This is a genomic window from Acinetobacter sp. 8I-beige, from assembly GCF_902505955.1.
GTDB lineage: Bacteria > Pseudomonadota > Gammaproteobacteria > Pseudomonadales > Moraxellaceae > Acinetobacter > Acinetobacter johnsonii.
The window spans coordinates 974,627-998,127 of the sequence record NZ_LR732790.1 but is presented as its reverse complement, the minus strand read 5'-3'; the positions used below and the strand labels follow the sequence as shown (position 1 = coordinate 998,127).

The window sequence follows — 23,501 nt, the reverse complement described above, 5'->3', positions numbered from 1 at the left end:
CATCGTTAACAACTTTATACATTCTTACCGATTTTGAGCGAGCCATTCAAAACTTGACTTTAGACAATGCCCAAGTATCAGAATAAAGAATATTAACTCATCCTAGTGCTCTGCACAGATTGGAAAAATTCATATAAGACTTTGTTTTATATTTTATTTCCAATTATACCTATGCTTGCACAAAAGGCACATTCTTTTATACTTCAGCTCAATTTAACAGCAACAATAAATACAACGGCGTTATACAGATAACACTTTTAATCACATATTTTTTACTTGGGGAAAATTCGATGGAAATGCACAGCAACTTATATTACAAGCATTCAGATGCTCAAATCATGTCAAAATTAGACCGATTATTTCAAGAACATCGCGGTGATGCGAGTCAATTTACGGCTTTAGTTTGTGACATCAACCCAGAACATGGTGCTGAACTGGCCGAAGATATTTTAAATACCGTCGATAATATCGAGTTTGACTTAGGTCCTGAATCGCTATACTCCCTCGCAGGTTATTCCATCGCACACTTTGTCCATGGTTCGTCAGGTGATGAGTTCATGGAAGCGATTTTATTCTTCCTGAAAGCCTTGCTTCCAGACATCCATGCGCAAGCATGGGGTTGCGGTGATGATGATCCTTGGGAGTTTTGGTTCAAATTTGAAGGTGATGAACTGGTTCGTGAAGATGATGAACCTCTAAATGACCCTGAAGAAGATGAAGAAATTAAAGCCAGTATTTATACATGGTGGCACGCAGATCTGCCTAAAGAAATTAAAGAAGGCTTTTTAAACGAAGAATAAATGTAAAAAGCAAAGTACACATAATCCTTTGTGTGCTTTTGCTTGATTATGACAATTCAAATTTAAGGATTATCGTTTCAAATATTCATCGACGGACATCACTGTCGCAAACATTTGAAATGCAGCTAAACATGCAGTCTGTACATCACTCGCTTGTGTGGTTTTATTTGCATAGCTCAAATCACGTGTCGCTGTCGCATCTGCGATTACAACAGGGTCATAACCAAACTCAGCAGCCGCACGTGAGGTTGCATCTACACACATATGCGTCATCATGCCACTAATTACTACTTTTTCCACACCAAGCTGATCTAATTTAGCTTTCAAATTGGTTTGAAAAAAACTGTTTGGATAATGCTTCTCAACCACAATAGAGTCTGTTTGCATTTTTAAGCCTGAATGTAATTCAACGCCCACCGTGCCAGCTTCAAAAAATGGTACATTTGGTTGATTAAAAATATGTTGAATATAAATAATGGGTTGTTCGTTTTCTAAAAATGCATTTTCTAGTAAATTAATCTGTTTCACTGCCTGCTCAGCCTGATACAACTCCATCTTCCCTTTTGGAAATAATCATTTTGAACATCAATAACGATCAATGCTGTTTTTTCCATTTTAATCACCCTCTCATCTTCATTTCAGTCTAATGTATCTATGCCATAGAATAAGTAAAATGAACCCATTCTTGCAGTTGGATGTGAAAGAATGTATCAATAAATGCTTTCATTCTGAAAGAACAATCATCACGATGGCAAATCAAGATCCAATTGACTCAAAAATCTTAAAGATTCTTAAAAATGACTCACGATTAAGTCATAAAGATATTGGCGAATTGGTTCATCGCACAGGTCAAGCTGTAGGAAATCGTATTGCAAAAATGCAAAATGAAGGCCTAATCCAAAAATATACGGTTGAATTAGAATATGAGGCGACTCAATTTATTCGCATCATGATGGAAAATCATCAATTTGATCAGTTTGAAATATTTTTAAGCCAATTCGATAAAATTGAATATGCCTATAAAGTCTGTGGTTCAGCGTGTTATATGCTGATTAGCCACTTTACCCAACAAGACATGAATGACTTCATTGAAAAACTTTCTCCATGGGGACAATATTCTGTAGACAGTGTCGTCAGAGCAATTGAACTGCAGCCTTAACTCCCAAGCCACTCATGAAAGTAACTCCAGAGTGATCAATTTGATTCAACTGAAAAGCCAGTCTAATGAGTTAAACATTTGTCTACACACTATTGAACTCAACTTAAAAAAACACGCACAACCGTTAAAAAATCTAAGTAATTGGCAACTCGGTTGTCTGCTTGATATTTTGCAGCGGAATTTCTGTTTTAATACTTTGTATATTGGGGATTTTATTTAGACGATGGATTTGAAACTGTCTATAGGCGTCTAAGTCTGCAACCACAATACGTAAAAAGAAATCACAATCCCCTGCCATTAAATGACACTCGACTACTTCAGGAACTTCACGAATTGATTCAACAAATTGGTTCACCGTTTGCGGATCCTGACTTTTTAGCCAAATGCGTGCAAACACGGTCAATCGCAGATTCACTTTAACAGGATCAACCAAAGCCACATAAGCCCGAATAATTCCGTCTTCTTCTAGTTTTTTTACTCGTCTTAAACACGGTGAGGCAGACAGTCCAATGCGCTGAGCCAACTCATTATTTTGAAGTTTTCCATCAACTTGTAGCACTTGCAATATACGTTTATCGGTTTGATCCATAAATTTCACCTCCTAAAGCATAATTTTGCTCATATTTAACCAATTACAGCATATTATTCCAAACAAGCCCTATATTAAGCTAAATAAAGCAAAAAATATCTTCAAAAAAAGCCTACACTTATTCACCTACTGCACCAAAACCTAGCACGCATAGGCGATTTAAAATGTTCTCCCTTAGAAATACGACTCAAGAACTCAATGACTCCACCGATTACGTCGAGTTTAAGCGTGGTATTAAAACATCTATCCCCATGCTGCTGGGCATTATTCCTTTTGCTTTGGTCCTAGGAACACAAGCCACTCAAAAAGGCTTTAGTCATTTAGAAGTTCCATTATTTACTGGCCTAAACTTTGCGGGCGGTTCCGAGTTTGCCGTGCTCGAAGTCTGGACCAATCCACCAAATTTTCTCGTTTTAATTTTCATTACGTTCCTAGTCAATAGCCGTCATTTGCTCATGGGTGCAAGTCTCGTGCCCTTTTTACGCCATTTGCCTAATCGACAAGTTTTCCCTGCCCTGTTTTTCATGTGTGATGAAAGTTGGGCTGCAGCCCTTGCCGATGCAGAACAAAAGAAAAGATTTGGGCTACAACAGGCCTTTAGCATGTCCTACTACGCAGGCATCTGTTTTGCCCTGTACTTGATGTGGGTTAGTTTTACCAGCTTAGGTGCCATTCTTGGTCCTTTGCTAGGCGATGTTCATCGTTATGGGTTTGATATGGCCTTTGCTGCGGTATTTTTGGTTTTACTACGTGGCATGTGGAAAGGATTCAGTGCAGCTCGCCCTTGGCTCGTCAGTCTAATCAGTGCAGCCATTGCTTATTTATATTTACCGATGGGTTGGTATGTGCCTATTGGTGCAATCTGTGGCATCGCCTCTGCCTTCTTATTTATTCAGGAGGATGAGCTATGATCCACAGCACAACACTTGTCGCGATTTTATTGGTCGCAGCAACCACTTATCTGACGCGTATATTGGGCTATGTTTTGCTTAAAAATAAAACTTTAAGCAACAAACAACGAAAGATTTTGGAAGTTGTTCCGGGCTGCGTACTTATTTCAGTAATTGCACCTTATTTTGTCAAAGACAATGTCGCAGATCTACTCGCCATTGCCATCACTTTGATTGCAGCTTCACGCTTTTCACTACTACCAACCGTTGTAATTAGTATGCTGAGCGCGGCATTATTGCGTACCGTGCTCATCTAATAAACTTAATTTTTAGCGCTCAGGCTGTACGGCTTTAGCGAGAATATTCACCAATTCAGCATTTTGTAGCTCAACTTTTTGCAACTTAGACGTGGTCTGCTCGATCACTTCCTGTTGCACATGCATCTTTTTTGCAAGATCTTGCATAATTTCCAAGGTCTTTTTTAAATTTTCTTCAAGATGATGTACTTTTTCTTGCAGTTGATTTTGCTCTACGCTTGGATCGGTTTTATCTGCCTGATTTTTAAATTGAAACCAAATTAAAAATACGACAGCGACCGCCAACAGCAAAATAAATCCCCAAATTAAGATCAACATAAGCACCGCTCTACATTATTTTCGTTTATGAATTCATGATAACCACAAGTCTGTATTCGGTCTATGCCTATCATCTTGTTTTCAGAGTAAAAGATGCTTAAAAATAAAGATCTTTAGGTGGTTGACGCACTAAAAGATTCACACAAATCTAATAAGCGATTTGCATAGCCCCATTCATTGTCATACCACGCAAAGACTTTGGCTTGATGCCCGACCACCATGGTTTGCGTTAAATCAACAATGAGTGAATAGGGTGAATGGTTAAAATCCGAAGACACCAAGGGTTCATCCGTCACATCCATAATTTCACGGTAGTCTGACTTCGCCGCCTGAATCAGTACTTCATTAATTTTATGATCGGTAATTGGTGTCTGCGAAATAAAAGTTAAATCAATTGCAGCCACGTTAATGGTTGGCACACGAATCGAATAACCATCAATACGATCAGCCATCTTAGGCATCACTTGTTTTAAAGCACCAAGGGCTGACGATGTCGTTGGGATAATGTTTTGACCTGAAGCACGGGCACGCCTTAGGTCACGATGCGCATGATCCAATACAGACTGATCGGCAGTCACTGCATGAATTTCGGTCATGAGTGCAGTATCAATCCCAAAAGCATCATCAATGATTTTAACCAAAGGCACTAAGGCCTGTGTGGTACATGACACACTGGAAATGATTTGGTCATTGGCTTTCACCTCATGGTGATTCACCCCATACACAATTGCGGCATCAACCGAATCAAAAGGTGCCGCGCCAATAATAACCCGCTTTGCACCTGCACTGATATGCCCTGTTGCTGCTTCACGCGAGCGAAATAAACCTGTGCACTCTAGAACCACGTCTACATGGAGACTTGCCCAAGGTAAATCTTGTGGGTTTGCCTGACACAATACTTCAACTTTGAGCTGCGCTTGATCTTTAGAAAGATGTAAATAAATCCTTTCATTTTCATAACTTAAATCGACTTTTCCGGGAAAGCGCCCATGCGTGGTGTCATATTTAAATAAATGCAATAAGGTTTCTACATCTGCTACATCATTCACCGCGACGATTTCAAACTGAAAGTTCTTTGGATTTTCAAACCAAGCACGTAGTACATTACGTCCGATCCGACCAAATCCATTTATCGCCACTCGTTGCATGACTTGCCCTTATTTATAAAATGATGAAAGATAAAGCAGGCCTATATTAATGGATTTATACAGATTTGGTTAAGCTTTCTTTTTCTATCATCTATCAGCGAAGATGATGAATATGAACCCTTAAGTCATAAATTGATCTACCTAACCACCTCGGACCAATCAACTCATTTCCACGAAATGATATAAATATCCAACAATAACAAGCAAAATCTTAGAACTATCGAATACATAGAAATGTCATCAATTCGCCTTAAAGTGATTGGTGCAACATCCTTTTTCCGTTATAATTTGGCGTTTTAAAATTTTTAAGCCAGTATCTGAAGTCAGCGTATTTAGAATAAGACTTTCTTCAGCTACTATTAGCCAAATCGAAATTATGGAGTGACTTGGTTGTGAGTACTCGTTTTATGACATCAGCTGAAATTCGCGAAGCTTTTTTAAGCTACTTTGAATCGCAAGGGCATACACGTGTCGCGTCGAGTTCTCTAGTTCCCGCCAACGACCCTACCTTGTTGTTTACCAACGCGGGTATGAACCAATTTAAAGATTGTTTCTTAGGCCTAGAAAAACGTGATTATGTACGTGCAGTGTCTTCACAAAAGTGTGTCCGCGCAGGTGGTAAACACAACGACTTAGACAATGTCGGTTATACCGCACGTCACCATACCTTCTTTGAAATGTTAGGTAACTTCTCATTTGGCGACTACTTCAAACGTGATGCAATCAAATTTGCATGGGATTTCCTCACTGGTGAAGCTTGGTTAGCACTGCCTAAAGACAAACTCTATGCAACGGTTTACCACACTGACGACGAAGCATTTGACATCTGGAACAAAGAAATTGGTTTAGATGCATCACGTATTATCCGTATTGGCGACAACAAAGGTGGCCAATACGCATCAGATAACTTCTGGGCAATGGGCGATACAGGTCCTTGTGGCCCATGTTCTGAAATCTTCTTTGACCATGGCGACCATATTTGGGGTGGCTTACCGGGTACACCTGAAGAAGATGGCGACCGTTTCATTGAAATTTGGAACAACGTATTCATGCAGTTTAACCGTACTGCGGATGGCGTATTACACCCTCTTCCGGCGCCTTCTGTTGATACAGGTATGGGCTTAGAGCGTATTTCTGCTGTTTTACAACACGTTAACTCAAACTACGAAATTGACCTGTTCCAACACTTACTCAAAGCAGCCGCTGAAATTATTGGTTTAGATACCGCTGCACTTGAAGCAGAAGCTCGCGAAAAAGGTACACCAGTTCAATATCCTGCGTCACTTAAAGTGGTTGCGGATCACGCACGTTCATGTTCATTCCTGATTGCTGATGGTGTAAACCCATCAAATGAAGGCCGTGGCTATGTACTGCGCCGTATAATCCGTCGTGCAGTTCGTCATGGTAACAAACTGGGTGCAACAGGCTCATTCTTCCATAAAATGTTGCAACCTTTAATTGAAGTGATGGGTCAAGCTTACCCAGAACTTGAAGCACAAAAGGCACGTATTGAAGCGCAATTACTGAAAGAAGAAGAGCAATTTGCTAAAACTCTAGAGCAAGGTTTGAAATTGCTTGAGGGTGAGTTGGCTCAACTGAAAGGTTCAGTGATTCCCGGTGAAGTGGTGTTTAAACTGTATGATACTTACGGTTTCCCAACTGACCTAACTGCTGACATCGCTCGTGAACGTGATTTAACCATTGATGAAGCAGGCTTTGAAGTTGAAATGGCTGCTCAACGTCAACGTGCACGCGATGCAGGTAAATTCGCAATTGACTACAACTCTGTTGTTAAAGTTGAAGGCGAAACTCAGTTTGACGGCTATGACGCAACAGTTGGCGAAGGTCAAATTATTGCGATCTATAAAGATGGCGAACAAGTTAATGAAGTGGTTGAAGGTGACGAAGCCCTCATCGTACTGAACCAAACCCCGTTCTATGCAGAAAGCGGCGGTCAAATTGGTGACACGGGTATTTTCAAAAATGACACAGGTATTTTTGAAGTCCAGGACACCAAGAAATCGGGCGGCGCTTTTGTACACCAAGGTATCGTGACTGTAGGTAGCATTAAGCTTGCTCAAAATGTTGAAGCAACAGTTAAAGCAGACATCCGCGCTGCAACTGCACGTAACCACTCTGCAACTCACCTTTTGCATGCTGCACTACGTCAAATCTTAGGTGAGCACGTACAACAGAAAGGCTCATTGGTTGCGTCAGACATCTTACGTTTTGACTTTGCCAACGATCAACCTGTTTCGTTTGAACAACTTCAAGAAATTGAACGCTTAGTCAATGCTGAAGTGATTGCAAATACAGCAGTAAGTACTGAACTTCTAGACATCGAATCTGCGAAAGCAAAAGGTGCGATGATGCTGTTCGGTGAAAAATATGGCGATGAAGTTCGTGTACTTTCAATGGGTTCAATCATTGAAGAGAAAAACTTCTCAATCGAGCTATGCGGTGGTATTCACGTTAAACGCACAGGCGACATTGGCTTGTTCAAAATCACTTCTGAAGGTGGTGTAGCTGCAGGTGTACGCCGTATTGAAGCGGTAACAGGTACCAAAGCCATTGAAGTTGCTCAAAAAGCTGACCGTGATATCAATACCATCAATGGTTTATTGAAAGCTCAAAAAGACCAAACTTTAGAAAAAGTTGAAGCCTTAGTCGACACAGCATCAAGCTTGCAAAAACAGATTGAGCAACTCAATCAAAAACTTGCCAGCTTCCAAGCTGCTGAACTGCTTAGCCAAGTTCAAACGCTTGCGGGTCGTCAAACGCTGATCACGACTGTTCAAAATATGGATGCGAAATCACTTCGCAACCTACATGACGGTGTGAAATCAAAATTAGAAAATGCAGTCATCGTACTTGCTGGTGTTGAAGGTGACAAAGTTAGCCTGATTGCATCTGTAGCAAAAGACTTTACTGCTTCTATTAAAGCAGGTGACATCATCAAACATCTAGCAACTGAGCTTGGTGGTAAAGGTGGTGGCAAACCTGACTTAGCACAAGGTGGCGCGCCACTAAACGAGAAGTTTGCAACAGTGATGGCAGATTTAACTGCTTGGCTTGAAGCGAAATAAAACTTCACCTTTTGTGTAACTGACCCTGAATGATGCATTCAGGGTCATGGTTTATATGGAACAACTATGGCATTAATCGTTCAAAAATATGGCGGTACCTCTATGGGTACTCCAGAGCGCATTTTAAATGTTGCTCGTCGTGTAAAGCGTTGGCATGACCACGGCCACAAGGTTGTAGTGGTTGTATCAGCAATGAGTGGCGAAACCAATCGTCTACTTGCTTTAGCGAAAGCCATTACCGAAACCCCTGACCCACGAGAATTAGACCAAATGGTTTCTACGGGTGAACAGGTAACGATTTCAATGTTAGCAATGGCGCTCAATTCTATTGGCGTTGAAGCTAAGTCACTTACAGGTCGCCAAGTCGGTATCAAAACAGACAATGCGTTTACCAAAGCACGTATCGAGTCGATTGATACCGATACCATGACTGCGCATTTAGATGCTGGTCGTGTGATCGTGGTTGCTGGTTTCCAAGGTTTCGATGCCGATGGTAATACCACCACCCTCGGCCGTGGCGGTTCAGATACTTCTGGTGTAGCACTTGCTGCGGCATTAAAAGCAGATGAATGCCAAATCTATACAGATGTAGATGGCGTTTATACCACTGACCCACGCGTTGCACCAAAAGCGAAAAAAATAGACCGTATTTCATTTGAAGAAATGCTGGAAATGGCATCACTTGGTTCTAAAGTTCTACAAATTCGCTCGGTTGAATTTGCAGGAAAATACCAAGTGCCTTTACGCGTATTATCAAGTTTTGATAATGACGATGATGGCGCATTCGACGAAGAATTTAAAAAGAACGTCGGAACACTAATCACCACTGAGGCGGAAGACAACATGGAACAACCAATTATCTCTGGTATCGCATTTAACCGTGACGAAGCTAAACTTACGATTCTAGGTGTTCCTGATGAACCAGGTATTGCATCTAAAATTTTATCGCCAATTGGTAATGCCAACATTGAAGTGGATATGATTATCCAAAATGTTGAAGAAGATGGTACAACTGACTTCACCTTCACGGTAAACCGTGGCGAACTTGCAAAAGCAACAAAAATTCTTCAAGAAACTGCTCAAGCCATTGGTGCGCGCGAAGTTGCTACACGTGACGACATTGTTAAAGTGTCAATCGTAGGTGTTGGTATGCGTTCACACGCAGGTGTTGCAAGTAAAATGTTTACTGCCCTGGCTGATGAAGGCATCAACATTTTGATGATCTCAACTTCAGAAATCAAAATTTCTGTGATTATTGAAGAAAACTACCTAGAACTTGCTGTACGTTCTCTACACACTGCTTTTGGTTTAGACCGTGAACATGGTGAATCAAGCGCACGTGCTTAAGCAATCTTGCGAAAAACTTGTCATTGTCTGACAGTTTTTGCAAAAGACTACAAAAATCAGCGGCCACTATAGTTTTTTCTATAGTGGCTCTGTTATATTAAACCCGAGGCTTTCTTAAATTTAGATGAATGTTATACCTAATGTCACTAGATATCTAAAAATTCAAGTGTCATGCGGTTGTATTAAACATTTGTTTAAATTTTTTTAAATACAAAAAATTATGTATTTTACTTTAGTACAACTGCAGGTTTAGCGTTTTGCAAGGAGATAAACATGCTGATTTTGACCCGACGCGTCGGTGAAACATTAATGATTGGGGATCAAGTAAGTGTTACTGTACTTGGTGTCAAAGGCAACCAAGTTCGTATTGGTGTCAATGCTCCCAAAGAAGTATCTGTACATCGTGAAGAGATTTATCAACGCATTCAGCATGAACGTGCAATGCATGAACATCTTCAACATCTTGATCAGGATTACCAGCCTGCGTTTGAAGATGAAGGTGCACAGCAGAATAATTTCAATCGTTAAGATTGAAACATTCAGATATAAAGCGGCCCGATTGGCCGCTTTAAATTTTTATATAGCCTCTTTTTGCTCAAGCGCCTCAATCACTTTCTTTACAGGCCCAAAACTACGACGATGCTCGTCGATGATCCCATGTTCAGCAATCGCCTCAAAGTGCGCTTTGGTTGGATAACCTTTGTGTTTGGCAAAACCAAACTGAGGATATTTTCGGTCCATCTCAATCATTTGATGGTCACGTGTCACTTTGGCCAAAATACTCGCTGCTGAGATTTCAGCATGTAAAGCATCCCCACCCACAATTGCCTCACAACTCATACTCAAGCCTTGTGGAATTTTATTACCATCAACCAAGACATGTTCGGGCTGTATTGCAAGCTGTTCAACCGCGCGGCGCATCGCAAGCAAAGATGCTTGTAAAATGTTGATCTCATCAATTTCAGCAGCACTCGCCTCAGCAATCACCCATGCTAATGCTTTTTCCTTAATTTCGACAAAAAGTTTTTCACGTTTTTTTTCAGTCAATTTTTTGGAATCATTCAACCCTTGTATTGGGTTATTCGGGTCTAAAATTACCGCAGCAGCGACCACTGAACCCACCAAAGGGCCGCGCCCTGCCTCATCTGCACCTGCAATTTGCATTTTCTACTCTCATAAAAAAATGGCTGATCAACAGCCATTTTAAAAACTTAACAATTTATTCGGCTTAGTTTAGCATTTCAGAGGCGCATGTGGCTGTTGTTTTTGTTGCGGCTAAAGCGCCATAGGTTGCCTTTGCTTTGGGATCAATTGCCGCCAAAGCCAACTGCTCTTTAGACAATACTTTGGGAGAGTTATCACCTACACAGTTACATACTTCACGTTTTTTCTTTTGTTTTTGGTCTTCTGATAACAGCTTACTGCCCATGATCCATGTCGGATTAGTTTCGATTTCATCCATACATTTTGCATGTGAGGCCATTTTAATAGCCGAAATTCCATCATCATCTGAGCTAGATAAAGGATTCGACACACACGCGGAAAGCATAAGCGAGCCAAACAAACAGAGAATTAACTTATCATTTTTCATACAGATACACCCTTTGTTGTAAAAGAAATCAGGCTTCAATTGTTATTATTCAATTCAATATAAAAGATAAACGCCAAAAAGTACAAAAAAAACCGCAAAGAAGCGAGGCATGTCCCCCGCTTCTTTGATATATCACAACTTAATTCACCGCTTCAGCCACACATGCATTGATGGTTTTGGTCACAGCATTGCTAATAATGGTTGTTCGCGCCGCAGGGTCAATGGCCGCTGTTGCCACATCGACAGCGGTAATATTTTGTGGGGCTTTTTCACTTACGCAACCACAAATTTCGGTTTGAATATCGGTTTTTTGGTCAGCCGTCATAAATTTGGTTGCTGTTTTCCATGCCGGTAGATTATTCAACTCAGTCGTACATTTTGCATTAATGGCAATTTTAAGCGCCGCTGTACCCAGTTGTTGCGTGGTGGTCGTCGTATTGGTCGTTGCCATATCAGTCGTTGTACAAGCCGACAGGATCAAAGCCAAAGGAGCAAGCACTGCAATCATTTTTTTCACGGAGTTATCCATTTATAACAGTTAAAGTGCGCGTATTTTGCCGAATCTTTGCTATTTACGGAAACACTATTTCCATGCCATTTTAATATCTTTCGCCTATTGCACAGCTTTAGATCAGTCATACGCCATTGGTCTGTGCAGCGTTGCAGAATATCAACGCTATGTTGCATCTACTACATTTTTGACCTATCTATAGTTCTATAAAATAGCGCAACATAAAAATGGATGTGAATCTAATGAACTCGGCAAATACCCATTACACGCGTACTGCTCAAATCCTGCATTGGCTCATGGCAATTATCTTTATTGCTGCTTGGCTGATTGGTTTTTATAGCGGAAACTTCCTCAGTTATGATGCTGATGGTAGCTTTAAAGGGGATGTCATTACCTTACATAAGAACATTGCAACCACGATTATCTTTCTAGTAGTGATTCGTATCTTTTGGCGTTATACCCACCCTGCACCCAAACTTCCAGACAGCATGTCACCGTTAATGCAAAAAATGGCACACTTCGGTCATTTGGCTTTATATTTCATTTTGTTGGCTTTGCCTATTACTGGCTGTTTATTTAGCTGGAGTGCTGGGCACCCTGCACCTGTATTATACCTTTTTGAAATTCCCCGCTTAGTACAAGATAACCCTGAATTACTCGCGATCGTAAAACCTTTACATATCTGGATTTCATGGGCAGCAGGATTGCTGTTGGTAGGTCATATTGCAGCAGCACTGAAACACCACTTTATTGATAAAGATAATGTGTTAAATAGCATGACCAAACAAGCAAAGTAATACTAAGTTGAACCAGCCTAAAAGCATCAATCTGTTGCTTTTAGGACTTCATCCACCACACATCCTTTCAGCGTATTCAACACACCCTGTTGTACCACCTGTTTTTTGACTTGTTCATCAACTACGGTATGTAGCAAGGTTGTTGCTGGAATATCCTTTAACGCATTTTCACCCACGCAACCACAGATTTGCGTTTGGAGCTGATTCTTTTTCTCTTCACTAAGCAATGCTGTACTGACTTTCCACAGCCTTGTCGCTTCAAGCTCAACACTGCACTGATACACCACCACTGGCCTTAATAGCTTTTGAGTTAACCCTGTATCCGTTTTGAGTAAATAAACTGCAAAGAGCACAACAATAACCACAAGCGATGCAATGATTTTTTTCATATCGACCTCACATAAAAAAGACAGAGCGAACTCTGTCTTTAAAAGGACATTAGATTAAGCAATGGCTGCAATTTCAGCCGCCCATTTTTGCTTCTCTTCTGCCGAAATAAACGACGCTTCAAAAGAGTTCAGCGCCAATTGTTTTAGCTCAGCTGCTGTTAAGTCTAACGCATCTGTAATGGCAATAAAGTTATCATTCATATAACCACCAAAGTACGATGGATCATCTGAATTTACTGTCACTTGCACACCTTGTTGCAACAAACGGCGGATATTGTGCTGTGCCATATCGTCAACGACACATAACTTTAAGTTACTGAGTGGGCAAACTGTCAGTGGCATTTTCTCTGCGATCAAACGCTGCATTAATACAGGATCTTCTTCAGAACGTACACCGTGGTCAATACGATTCACTTTAAGCAAATCTAAAGCTTCCCACACATACTCTGCTGGACCTTCTTCACCTGCATGCGCAACCACTAAAAAGCCTGCTTCACGCGCTTTAGCAAAGACACGTTCAAACTTTGAAGGAGGATGCCCAACTTCGCTTGAGTCCAAGCCCACACCAATGATTTGATCTTTATAAGGCAATGCCTGTGTTAAAGTTTCAAGGGCTGCTTCTTCACTTAAATGACGCAAGAAACACATAATCAAATGCGAACTAATGCCAAATTTTGCCTTGGCATCATCACATGCGCGTTGCAGACCATTAATCACTGTTTCAAAAGCAATACCACGGTCTGTATGCGTTTGTGGATCAAAGAACATTTCGGTATGCACTACACGGTCTTCGGCACATTTTTCAAAGTATGCCCAAGCCAAGTCGTAGAAATCTTGCTCATGAATCAGTACATTTGCACCTGCATAATAGATGTCTAAAAACGATTGCAAATTGTGAAAATTATAAGCCTGTTTTACTTCTTCAACCGACTTATAAGGAATGTCTATTTGATTACGCTGTGCGATTGCAAACATGAGTTCTGGCTCAAATGTCCCTTCAATATGTACATGCAATTCAGCTTTTGGTAAAGCACGAATGAGCTCCAATTGACTCATAACTTTTCCTCTTTAAAAATAAAAAAGGGCGTAAACTGAGTTTACACCCTTATCACTATTTGATGAATTAGCCACCAAATAACGCGAATTTTAATGCCCAAAGCACAGCTACAATCCACACCATGTACGGTACAGTCGCCGCTTTACCGGTGAACAATTTAACCAATGCATAGCTAATAAAGCCCATCGCAATACCATCTGCAATTGAGTAGGTAAATGGCATAAATACAATGGTTAAGAACGCAGGTACGGCTTCAGTAATATCATCCCAATCAATATGGGTAATCCCCTGAATCATTAACACGCCAACAAATAACAATGCTGGAGCTGTTGCAAAACCGGGTACAGATTGAGCTAAGGGTGCTAAAAACAAACATAAGATAAATAACACACCGACCACAACTGCGGTTAAACCTGTACGGCCACCAGCAGCAACGCCCGCAGACGACTCAATATATGGTGTCGTCGAAGATGTACCTAATGCTGCACCTGCAACAATTGCGGTTGAGTCTGCAAATAATGCTTTTTTCAAACGTGGAAGCTTGCCATCTTTCAGTAAGCCTGCACGGTGTGACACACCCACCAATGTACCTGTTGAGTCAAATAAATCGACCAAGAAAAATACAAAGATGACACCCACTAAGCTTGCCGTAAATAGACCTTCAAAGTCCATTTGCATGAATGTTGGAGCAATTGATGGAATCTCACCAACAACACCTTTAAACTCGCTTAAGCCCATAGCTGTTGAAATTGCAGTTAAAGCCAAGATGCTAATAATAATGGCACCACGCACTTTAAAGTGATGCAGTACAACCACCATCAAGAAGCCAAATAAAGCCAAAAGAACCGTCGGTTGCTTTAAGTCGCCCAATCCAACCAAAGTTGCTGGATTGTCCACAATAACGCCTGCATTTTTTAAAGCAATCAACGCAAGGAATAAACCAATTCCGCCGCCAATCGCAAGCTTAAGCGACATTGGGATTGCATTCACAATGGCTTCACGGATCTTAAACATACTGATCGCAATGAACACCAAACCTGATACAAACACTGCAGCTAAAGCAGTCTGCCAAGGCACACCCATACCCATACACACCGAATAGGTAAAGTAAGCGTTTAAGCCCATACCTGGTGCTAATGCAATTGGATAATTTGCAACAATACCCATAACCAAACAGCCAATTGCGGCTGCAAGACAAGTCGCTACAAAGACAGCACCATGATCCATCCCCGTTTCGGATAAAATCATTGGATTCACAATAATGATGTAACACATGGTTAAGAATGTGGTTACACCTGCAAGAAGCTCTGTACGAAAACTGGTTTTATTTTCACTCAGTTTGAACATACGCTCGAGCATATTTTCTGAAGATGGATTAGGAGTCGTCATGACCTAGCCCCTGTAAATAAACTTTTAAAACTGTATAACTGCCAAAAAATTTCGACACTCAGTACGATGAAAATCTGATTAAATTTCTGGAAGTTAAAGCAATGAATATGCCAAATTTCCTCAATTCAGGAAAAGTTTATTTAGCCATGAATGGTTCAAACGCAGGGTCGAACCATATATACCTAAACAAAAAAGCCGCATAAACCGTATGCAGCTTTCAACAAAAACGTCATTTTAGACTCAAAATCTAAAATTCAATATATCTTGGCGCGAATTATAACACACTGATTTTTAATTGTTTTAAATTTATTTTTAATTAAAATTCAACATGATAAGTCATTTACACATGATTTTATTCTATCTTAAGCGTCAAAGTACTTTAATGGAGACCTGCTCGATTATTGCTTCAGCATCACTTTGAAGCGGGCTACTGACTTTTTCAGGCACGACCTTTGCCTTTGAGAAAGGACTCAACTTTTGCACTTTAGGCTCAGCACTGTTCATGAGTTGATTCAACTGTTGCTGTTTTTTCGTTTCTGTATCCTGAAAAACAGCAAACCCAAGCAAACAAACTGCAGCCACAAAAATAGGGATTAGAATTTTTTTCATGACATTCACAATATCCACAACTGCTTTAGCATGATTACAAATCATAACAAATAATACAAAGGGTCACACATTTATCAGATAAAAAGCATCTTCACACTTTATAGTTTTTTCTGATTTAATTATTTCAATAACATAAGATTAAGTTAAACGAGTGAGAAAAAAATATGATCAAAGTGCTCAATTTTGTAATATTTTATATTTCAAAAAATTACAGTTGAATAACCTTTTATGAACATAATTTGGTTTAGACAAGATCTTCGCATACACGACCATGCTGCACTTTGGCATGCAAGCCAACATGGACCTATGCTGGCTTTAGTGATCCTATCCCCACAACAGTGGCTATTACATCATGACGCGGCTGTAAAAATTGATTTATATGTCAGACAATTGCACGATTTAAAACAGAGTCTTGCTCAACTGAATACTCCTTTGCTCATTCTAAATATTCCGCTGTGGCAAGATATTCCACTTCAGCTTTCATCTTTATGTCATACACTGCAAGTACAACAAATCTTTGCAAATATCGAAATGGGCGTGAATGAGCTTAAGCGCGATGCCGAAGTTCAACAATGCTTAAATCAGCAACACATTGAATTTACACTCTTCCAAGATCGAACCCTCTTTCCCTTAAACAGTATTCGTAACCAATCTGGTAAGCCCTATCAAGTCTTTGGCGCTTTTAAAAAAACCTGTTATGAGCGCTTAAATATTGGCTTACCGCAGTGCTACCCTCTCCCTTCTGCACAGCAACCTATACAGCTTCCTGCCGATTTAAATACAGCCATTCCACTCATTGAATCGCTGATTGATGTGAATACGAATGAGTTAAATCAAATTAAAGCCTATTGGCCTGAAACGGAAATATATGCGCTTTCTGTACTCGATGATTTTATTGATCACAAAGTTAGTGACTATCAAAAAGAAAGAGACTTTCCATTTTTAAATAGCACCAGCCAACTTTCGGCTTATTTAAATCTCGGGATCGTGTCCATTCGCCAGTGCCTCAATGCCCTGTTTCGTGCTCAACACGGTCAATTTATGATTGATAACACAGGCCAGCAGACTTGGTTAGATGAATTACTTTGGCGGGAGTTTTATCAGCATATTTTATTTGATTTTCCACATGTCTCTAAACATTTGCCATTTAAAGCCAGCACGCAGCGTATTGTATGGCGAGATTCGCCTGAAGATTTAAACGCATGGCAACAAGGTCGTACTGGTATTCCAATTGTGGATGCAGGTATGCGACAACTCCTTGCGACAGGCTGGATGCACAATCGAGTTCGTATGATTGTCGCAATGTTCTTAACTAAAAATTTGTTGATTGATTGGCGTCTGGGCGAGCAATGGTTTATGCAACATTTGGCTGATGGTGACTTAGCTGCCAATAATGGCGGATGGCAATGGTGTGCCTCCACGGGTACCGATGCTGTACCTTACTTCCGAGTTTTTAACCCTGTGAGCCAATCTCAGAAATTTGATAGCAATGGTGACTATATTCGACAGTGGCTACCAGAGCTTGCACATTTAGATGCCAAAAGCATTCATGAGCCTTATGCGAAGCAGCAGAATATGGAATTGGACTATCCCCAACCAATCGTCGATTTAAAATCGAGTCGTATTCGTGCCATCGAAGCATTTAAAGGGCTTTAAACATTCAAAGCTTGGGCTAAGTTCTGTTTAGCTAGACGCTCATAGCACTTTTGGAAAAATGGCGTCTGGTACAGTGGCTGCGTTTCTAAAAAGTGCCTTAACACTTGTTGACGCTTCTGCACATAAAGTGAAGGCTCAACCCAAGCATATTCTTGCCGAATTTGGCGTTCATATTCAGCAAAACGCATAGGGTCACTGGCTAAAATAGCCAGATCAATATCCAATAGATAAGCCAAATCAGTGTCAGCTGTCGGTGCATGTGCTTTGGTTGCCAAAATCCATGCATAGATCTTTGCAATTTGCTCAGCTCCAAGCACATTTTCAAGCATCCGTTGCATGTAGTCGGCGCTTTGCTGCTCATTGTCATGTGCTTGCGGGTTATAAATGACATCATGAAACCAAATGGCCAACTCAACAGATAAAGTATCGTCTAAGTAGGTTTTGATCTGATGAAAATGCTCTAAACATTCAACAATATGTTGAATGCTATGATAATGCCGCTGTACTTCACTATAGGCGTCATACAGCGAGGCATGGAACTTTTGAGTAGTATCGTCGTCCAAACTCAATTGCTTTGTGGTGAGCGCCCAATAGTCCTGAAACTGTTTTGTATACTGCACCATTGGAATGACCTTTCGTTATGCTGCCTGTTCATCTCGTTTAAAGACCAACTCACCTTTTAATGAGCTGTCGGCATCAAAGTAATAACCATCTGTTTGGAATGATTTTAACCCTTCAATTTGATCAATTTGGTTTTCAATCATATAACGCGCCATCAAACCACGTGCTTTTTTGGCATAGAAACTAATGACTTTATATTTGCCATTTTTCTGATCTAAAAACACAGGCTTAATAATTTCTGCTTGAATTTTGCTTTCTTTTACAGATTTATAGTATTCATCCGAAGCAATATTCAGCAAAATTTTAGAACCTGCCTGTTCTAAATCTTGGTTAATTAAATCGGTAATGTGATTGCCCCAAAACTCATACAGATTATGTCCGTGTGGGTTAGCCAGCTTGGTTCCCATCTCTAAACGATATGGCATCATCAAGTCCAATGGACGTAGCAAACCATATAACCCAGAGAGCATTCTTAAATGTTGCTGTGCATATTCAATGTTCGACTCCGACAAATGATAAGCATCTAAACCAGTATAGACATCGCCCTTAAAAGCAAACATAGCTTGTCGCGCATTGGCAAAGTTGAATTCTGACTGCCAATCGCGAAAACGATCGACGTTTAAAGTGGCAATTTTTTCACTGACGCTCATTAAGCTTGCAATTTCACTTGCCGACAGTTTGCGACTAACTTCGATCAATTCTTGGGAATATTGCAGCAATCTGGGTTGTGTATACGCATCGGTAGGTAAAGCAGTTTGGTAATCTAAAGTTTTGGCAGGAGAAACAAGGGCAAGCATAGATAACCTGATTAAAAAACAATTAAACAGACTATATCAGTAGACTTATTTTATTGCCAATCTGTGTTTTTAATAAGCATAAACGGTTAAACTAGCCCATTCTCCTGTTATATGTATCGATTCTCTATGTCTGAGCAGATGTTCATTCAAGGTCCAGTTGGGCAAATTGAAGTTTTTGTAGATTATCCACAGGGTGAAGTGAAAGGATTCGCGGTAGTTACTCACCCCCATCCACTCCAAGGTGGTACACCTCAACACAAGGTTCCTGCATTACTTGCGCAAATGTTCTTAGAACGTGGTTGTATTGTGTACCGTCCAAGTTTCCGTGGCTCAGGTCAAAGTGTTGGTCTACACGACGAAGGTCACGGCGAAACTGATGATGTTCTTGAAGTGATTAAGCATGCTCGTGCAGCACATACAACTTTACCCTTCTATGCGGGTGGTTTTAGTTTCGGTGCGCATGTCATGGCGAAATGCTATGATGCTTTACAAGAAGAAATTCGACCAAAACAAACCATTTTATGTGGTCTACCAACGGCAACGGTCGCAGGTGTACGCCACTATGTAACGCCACAACTTAAAGGTGACATCTTATTCATCCATGGCGAAGCCGATGAAGTGACCTTACTGTCTGACATGATTACATGGGCTAAACCGCAGCGCCATTTAGTGACTGTATTACCTGGTGCAAACCATTTCTTTACCGGTTACTTAAAACAGTTACGTATTGCGATTACACGTTTCCTGTGGATTTAACACATCACTCAATTCAAGAAAGAAATGGCTGTCTAACATTAGCACCTTTCTTTCTTGAACTTTTTATTTTTAATCTAGACGTATCTCTTTTTCTATTCCAACGCTTAATAAGCCATTTCCAGCAGCTTCATTAGTCGTCCCTTATATCTATTCTCTTCCCAAAATAATTTTAAGTTTCCTTTTGAGCGCCAAACTCAATCAGCACAATCTCCATCCAATGCCTGTTTTAAAAATAAGTAAGGATTTAATCCTGCTAATGGTACTTTATGCAACAATCTACGCTTGAACTTGATATATTCTGCACATCATTATTCAAATAATAAATTATACAATCAACATCTTAGCTCGTGAGAGCTATTCATTTAGATAATTTTTAAAATATTCAGGGATTTTATGAAAACAATTCTCGGGGCAGTTTTAGTCACTATAGCCACCACATCTGCCTGTGCTCAGGACATTATAGGAACTTGGCGTTATATCGATGATAAAACTGGAGAGCCTAAAGGTCTGGTGAAAATTGAAAAGCAAGCCAATGGGACCTATGCTGGAACTGCACTAAAAGCAACTCCTCGTCCAGGTTATACAGCTAAAGAATTCTGCACCAACTGCCCTGCACCCTACACCGATAAGCCTATTATTGGTATGCAAGTGATTACAGGTTTAAAGACTGAAAATAATATTAATTATACGCATGGCAAAATCATCGATCCCGTTTCAGGCAAGCTATATAGCCTAAAAGGAAAAATTAGCCCAAATGGGAAAAAGCTATTCTTAAGAGGATATTTAGGCGTTTCTGCTGTGGGACGTAGCCAAACTTGGTTACGTGTAGAATAAGGCTTCTAGCAAATGCAGTTATAAGCGCGTTGACCCATCAAAATATTAAACGTGTTCTGTCCTAAAAAATGCTGAATCAGGAAAAATCAATTCAGCATTTTTTATCTATTCAATTAGCCTTTCCACTCAAACTCAGTAAAACTTTTATCTGTTTTTAGCGTATTTTCAACCGCTTGTGCAAGTTGGTTCAACAAGCTTCGTTCAGCAATTCGGTCTAACCAGTCTTGCTCTTCTTCTGGATAAGAGGCAATTTCGCACACCAGATTTCCTTCGCTGTCATGACCTTGGCACGTAATAGACAGTGGCAAAGTATGATTATCGACACTCACAGCCACCTGATCACCACTTTGTGGCAATGTTTCAAAACCAAATTGACCTAACTTTTGAACCAGCAAGTCTTGTACCTGCTTCTGTACCACACCGCTTTCACTTACTTCCTGCTGCTGTCCATGCTGTGCTGTAAATTGTAATTTTCTCATTGATCATCCCAAAGGCTTTTTTGTTATATGGGTTTAGCATAATGGCTTAACACAAAACAGCCAAGCAAAAGCTTGGCTGTTCTCACACAAAATATCTAAGCTTTAGTCTTATTCAGTGACTTGGATCGCTAAACCAGCTTGATTGCTTAATTGCGTAAAGGTCGGGAAACTGGTGGCAACCGTTTCAGTACCAATGATTTTAATTTCACCAGAGGTGCGTAAACCTGCCATTGAGAAACTCATTGCAATACGGTGATCGTGATGTGATTCAATTTCTCCACCGGTGAAAATCGCGCCCCACTCGCCCGAATGACCTTTACCCTCAATAATGATGCCATCGTCAGTCGGTGTACAATCGATACCCATGGTTTTTAAACCATCTGCCATCACTTGAATACGGTCTGATTCTTTCACACGCAACTCAGCAGCACCCGTTAATACAGTTTGCCCTTCCGCACATGCCGCAGCAATGAACAATGCAGGGAATTCATCAATCGCCAATGGCACTTGATCTTCAGGCATATGAATCCCTTTGAGTGTACGTGTGCCTTGAATACGAATGTCTGCAATCGGCTCTCCGCCTGCAATACGTTCATTTTCAACCGTAATGTCCGCACCCATTTGCTTCAAAATCTCGATCACACCTGTACGCGTTGGGTTAATGCCCACGGCTTCTAAAGTGACGTCTGAACCTTCAGTAATCGCAGCACCCACCATAAAGAAAGCAGCCGATGAAATATCTGATGGCACTTGAATCTCTGTACCAACTAACTTACCGCCACCTTGCAGTGAAATACAGTTGCCTTCTGTTTTCACGTCATAACCAAATGCACGTAGCATACGTTCAGTATGATCACGCGTAGGTTCTGGTTCGGTAACAGATGTTTCACCTGCCGCCCACAAACCTGCCAATAAAATCCCAGACTTCACCTGCGCAGATGCCATTGGCAAATCATAGTGAATGCCTTGCAAAGCTTGGTTTCCAGTGATCGAAACAGGCGGTGTACCACGCTCACCTGTGGTTTGAATCTGTGCACCCATTTCACGTAACGGTTTAGCAATACGTTCCATTGGACGCTTCGACAGTGATGCATCACCCGTCATTACAGAGTCAAATTTTTGTGCAGAAAGCATGCCTGAAAGCAGACGCATCGAAGTACCTGAGTTACCCATGTAAAGCGCACTTGCTGGCGCTTTTAGGCCATTTACGCCCACACCATGAATCGTCACTTCACCATTTTTAGGACCTTCAATGCTGACTCCCATATCACGGAAGGCTTGTAAGGTTGCTAACGCATCTTCACCTTCCAAGAAACCTGTCACATGTGTCGTTCCTTCCGCAATTGCACCAAACATGATTGAACGGTGTGACACAGATTTATCGCCTGGCACGCTAAACTTACCTTGGAAACTCTTTTTACCCGGTAATATGGTGAATTGCTGTGTCGTCACTTTATTGTTCTCCATGAAAGGTTTTTGAGCGAGCATATGGTTAAAATGCTGGCGTGCTGCTTGTGCATGTCCGAGCAAGCCCATTAAAGCATGTGAATCTTCATCTTCAATGAGTTTACGAATCGTTGCCAGTTGGTTTTCAAAACCATCTACGGCATTTAAAATGGCTTTTTTATTGGCAAAAAAGATGTCATGCCACATTTGTGGGTCACTTGCCGCAATTCGAGAAAAATCGCGGAAGCCTCCCGCAGCATAGCGAAAAATATCTAAATTATCTTCACGGTTTGCCAGTTGTTCAACTAAGTTAAAAGCCATCAAATGCGGAAGATGACTGGTATGTGCCAAGACTTCATCATGCTTGGCCACATCCATACAAATCACTTCTGCTTTCGCAGCTTGCCATAGTTGGATCAGTTTCTCTACAGCCCAATCAGCACTGGTCGGTAATGGTGTCAAAATCACTTTATGATTTGCAAATAAATCGACCTTACCTGCATGCACACCCGTGTGTTCTGCCCCCGCAATTGGATGCCCCGGTACAAACCCAGCAGGTAATGCTTCGCCATACACTGCTTTAGCCGCGTCGACGACATTGCCTTTGGTACTGCCTACATCGGTAATAATCGTATGTTCTTGCAAATATGGTTTGATGGTTTCCAAGACTTTTTGCGTTGCACGAACGGGTAAGGCTAAAACCACCAAGTCCGCACCTTGAACCGCCTGCACAGGATCACTATACCCCTGTTGGATTAAGCCCAAAGCTTGGGCATCCTGTAAGGTTTTTTCCGAACGTGTAGAGGCTACAATATTTTGGGTTAAACCTTCAGCAATCATCACCCGTGCAAGACTTGAACCAATCAGTCCAAGACCAATAAATGCAACTTTTTCAAATAGTGGCACAGACATAAT

At 40.9% G+C, this 23,501-nt stretch carries 25 protein-coding genes and 1 pseudogene; 11 read left to right on the top strand and 15 right to left on the bottom strand.

What is annotated here, in order from left to right:
- Positions 1-290 precede the first annotated feature (290 nt).
- Positions 291-800 carry a hypothetical protein gene (locus GVX98_RS04740; RefSeq protein WP_004982321.1) on the top strand — a complete coding sequence of 170 codons (510 nt, stop codon included), beginning with the start codon at positions 291-293 and terminating at the stop codon, positions 798-800.
- Between the two features lie 69 nt (positions 801-869).
- Here the strand turns inward: GVX98_RS04740 and GVX98_RS04735 are convergent.
- Positions 870-1,414: pseudogene (locus tag GVX98_RS04735) on the bottom strand (cysteine hydrolase family protein).
- A 134-nt stretch (positions 1,415-1,548) separates the two neighbouring features.
- On the opposite strand from GVX98_RS04735, the gene GVX98_RS04730 reads away from it, so the two are divergent.
- The gene (locus GVX98_RS04730; RefSeq protein ID WP_004982324.1) at positions 1,549-1,959 is read left to right on the top strand and encodes an Lrp/AsnC family transcriptional regulator; all 411 of its coding nucleotides are present in this window, start codon (positions 1,549-1,551) and stop codon (positions 1,957-1,959) included.
- A gap of 133 nt (positions 1,960-2,092) precedes the next feature.
- Here GVX98_RS04730 and GVX98_RS04725 read toward each other — a convergent pair whose 3' ends face one another.
- Entirely contained in the window at positions 2,093-2,548 is a 456-nt protein-coding gene (locus GVX98_RS04725) for an Lrp/AsnC family transcriptional regulator (RefSeq protein ID WP_004982327.1), read from the bottom strand.
- A 164-nt stretch (positions 2,549-2,712) separates the two neighbouring features.
- On the opposite strand from GVX98_RS04725, the gene GVX98_RS04720 reads away from it, so the two are divergent.
- On the top strand, positions 2,713-3,459 hold the full coding sequence (locus tag GVX98_RS04720) for an AzlC family ABC transporter permease (protein ID WP_004982329.1): 747 nt from the start codon (positions 2,713-2,715) through the stop codon (positions 3,457-3,459).
- On the top strand, positions 3,456-3,755 hold the full coding sequence (locus GVX98_RS04715) for an AzlD family protein (RefSeq protein WP_004696169.1): 300 nt from the start codon (positions 3,456-3,458) through the stop codon (positions 3,753-3,755). The genes GVX98_RS04720 and GVX98_RS04715 overlap by 4 nt, the downstream gene beginning before the upstream one ends.
- 12 nt (positions 3,756-3,767) lie before the next feature.
- Here the strand turns inward: GVX98_RS04715 and GVX98_RS04710 are convergent, their stop codons facing one another.
- Positions 3,768-4,073, bottom strand: coding sequence for a hypothetical protein (locus GVX98_RS04710; protein ID WP_004696167.1), 306 nt, complete (start codon positions 4,071-4,073; stop codon positions 3,768-3,770).
- Between the two features lie 113 nt (positions 4,074-4,186).
- Complete coding sequence (locus GVX98_RS04705) at positions 4,187-5,221, bottom strand: type I glyceraldehyde-3-phosphate dehydrogenase (protein WP_005400575.1); 1,035 nt, start codon at positions 5,219-5,221, stop codon at positions 4,187-4,189.
- Positions 5,222-5,613: 392 nt separating this feature from the next.
- On the opposite strand from GVX98_RS04705, the gene alaS reads away from it, so the two are divergent.
- The 3 genes from alaS (at position 5,614) to csrA (ending at position 10,182) form a co-directional block, all read left to right on the top strand.
- Entirely contained in the window at positions 5,614-8,307 is a 2,694-nt protein-coding gene (gene alaS / locus GVX98_RS04700; RefSeq protein WP_171065392.1) for an alanine--tRNA ligase, read from the top strand.
- A gap of 66 nt (positions 8,308-8,373) precedes the next feature.
- Positions 8,374-9,654 carry an aspartate kinase gene (locus GVX98_RS04695; protein WP_004982338.1) on the top strand — a complete coding sequence of 427 codons (1,281 nt, stop codon included), beginning with the start codon at positions 8,374-8,376 and terminating at the stop codon, positions 9,652-9,654.
- Positions 9,655-9,927: 273 nt separating this feature from the next.
- Positions 9,928-10,182 carry a carbon storage regulator CsrA gene (csrA, locus tag GVX98_RS04690; RefSeq protein WP_004982340.1) on the top strand — a complete coding sequence of 85 codons (255 nt, stop codon included), beginning with the start codon at positions 9,928-9,930 and terminating at the stop codon, positions 10,180-10,182.
- Positions 10,183-10,230: 48 nt separating this feature from the next.
- Here the strand turns inward: csrA and rnhB are convergent, their stop codons facing one another.
- From rnhB to GVX98_RS04675, 3 genes are all read right to left on the bottom strand, one after another.
- Positions 10,231-10,818 (bottom strand): ribonuclease HII, encoded by a 588-nt coding sequence (gene rnhB, locus GVX98_RS04685; protein WP_159127382.1) that lies wholly within the window; start codon positions 10,816-10,818, stop codon positions 10,231-10,233.
- 64 nt (positions 10,819-10,882) lie between these two features.
- The gene (locus GVX98_RS04680; RefSeq protein WP_004696154.1) at positions 10,883-11,245 is read right to left on the bottom strand and encodes a hypothetical protein; all 363 of its coding nucleotides are present in this window, start codon (positions 11,243-11,245) and stop codon (positions 10,883-10,885) included.
- A gap of 139 nt (positions 11,246-11,384) precedes the next feature.
- Complete coding sequence (locus tag GVX98_RS04675) at positions 11,385-11,762, bottom strand: hypothetical protein (protein ID WP_035326742.1); 378 nt, start codon at positions 11,760-11,762, stop codon at positions 11,385-11,387.
- Between the two features lie 221 nt (positions 11,763-11,983).
- On the opposite strand from GVX98_RS04675, the gene GVX98_RS04670 reads away from it, so the two are divergent.
- Positions 11,984-12,553 carry a cytochrome b gene (locus GVX98_RS04670; protein WP_171065393.1) on the top strand — a complete coding sequence of 190 codons (570 nt, stop codon included), beginning with the start codon at positions 11,984-11,986 and terminating at the stop codon, positions 12,551-12,553.
- A 26-nt stretch (positions 12,554-12,579) separates the two neighbouring features.
- Here the strand turns inward: GVX98_RS04670 and GVX98_RS04665 are convergent, their stop codons facing one another.
- The 4 genes from GVX98_RS04665 to GVX98_RS04650 form a co-directional block, all read right to left on the bottom strand.
- Positions 12,580-12,942 (bottom strand): hypothetical protein, encoded by a 363-nt coding sequence (locus GVX98_RS04665; RefSeq protein ID WP_159127381.1) that lies wholly within the window; start codon positions 12,940-12,942, stop codon positions 12,580-12,582.
- Positions 12,943-12,996: 54 nt separating this feature from the next.
- Entirely contained in the window at positions 12,997-13,998 is a 1,002-nt protein-coding gene (locus tag GVX98_RS04660; RefSeq protein ID WP_058869964.1) for an adenosine deaminase, read from the bottom strand.
- Positions 13,999-14,065: 67 nt separating this feature from the next.
- Positions 14,066-15,388 (bottom strand): NCS2 family permease, encoded by a 1,323-nt coding sequence (locus GVX98_RS04655; RefSeq protein WP_004696144.1) that lies wholly within the window; start codon positions 15,386-15,388, stop codon positions 14,066-14,068.
- 369 nt (positions 15,389-15,757) lie between these two features.
- Positions 15,758-15,997 carry a hypothetical protein gene (locus GVX98_RS04650; RefSeq protein ID WP_224468725.1) on the bottom strand — a complete coding sequence of 80 codons (240 nt, stop codon included), beginning with the start codon at positions 15,995-15,997 and terminating at the stop codon, positions 15,758-15,760.
- A gap of 228 nt (positions 15,998-16,225) precedes the next feature.
- Here GVX98_RS04650 and GVX98_RS04645 point away from each other — a divergent pair, with 228 nt between their 5' ends.
- Positions 16,226-17,653, top strand: a complete 1,428-nt coding sequence (locus GVX98_RS04645; protein WP_159127380.1) for a deoxyribodipyrimidine photo-lyase — start codon at positions 16,226-16,228, stop codon at positions 17,651-17,653.
- On the opposite strand, the gene GVX98_RS04640 is transcribed toward GVX98_RS04645, so the two are convergent.
- Complete coding sequence (locus tag GVX98_RS04640; RefSeq protein WP_159127379.1) at positions 17,650-18,276, bottom strand: metal-dependent hydrolase; 627 nt, start codon at positions 18,274-18,276, stop codon at positions 17,650-17,652. The two genes, GVX98_RS04645 and GVX98_RS04640, sit on opposite strands and share 4 nt — an antisense overlap.
- Before the next feature lie 15 nt (positions 18,277-18,291).
- Complete coding sequence (gene yaaA / locus GVX98_RS04635) at positions 18,292-19,071, bottom strand: peroxide stress protein YaaA (protein ID WP_159127378.1); 780 nt, start codon at positions 19,069-19,071, stop codon at positions 18,292-18,294.
- A gap of 126 nt (positions 19,072-19,197) precedes the next feature.
- On the opposite strand from yaaA, the gene GVX98_RS04630 reads away from it, so the two are divergent.
- Together GVX98_RS04630 and GVX98_RS04625 are read left to right on the top strand one after the other, a co-directional pair.
- On the top strand, positions 19,198-19,827 hold the full coding sequence (locus GVX98_RS04630; RefSeq protein WP_010327145.1) for an alpha/beta hydrolase: 630 nt from the start codon (positions 19,198-19,200) through the stop codon (positions 19,825-19,827).
- A 393-nt stretch (positions 19,828-20,220) separates the two neighbouring features.
- Complete coding sequence (locus GVX98_RS04625) at positions 20,221-20,661, top strand: DUF2147 domain-containing protein (RefSeq protein WP_010327146.1); 441 nt, start codon at positions 20,221-20,223, stop codon at positions 20,659-20,661.
- Between the two features lie 113 nt (positions 20,662-20,774).
- Here the strand turns inward: GVX98_RS04625 and GVX98_RS04620 are convergent, their stop codons facing one another.
- Together GVX98_RS04620 and GVX98_RS04615 are read right to left on the bottom strand one after the other, a co-directional pair.
- Positions 20,775-21,140 (bottom strand): hypothetical protein, encoded by a 366-nt coding sequence (locus tag GVX98_RS04620; RefSeq protein ID WP_125274733.1) that lies wholly within the window; start codon positions 21,138-21,140, stop codon positions 20,775-20,777.
- Between the two features lie 108 nt (positions 21,141-21,248).
- Positions 21,249-23,498, bottom strand: a complete 2,250-nt coding sequence (locus GVX98_RS04615) for a bifunctional prephenate dehydrogenase/3-phosphoshikimate 1-carboxyvinyltransferase (protein WP_159127377.1) — start codon at positions 23,496-23,498, stop codon at positions 21,249-21,251.
- Positions 23,499-23,501: the final 3 nt, after the last annotated feature.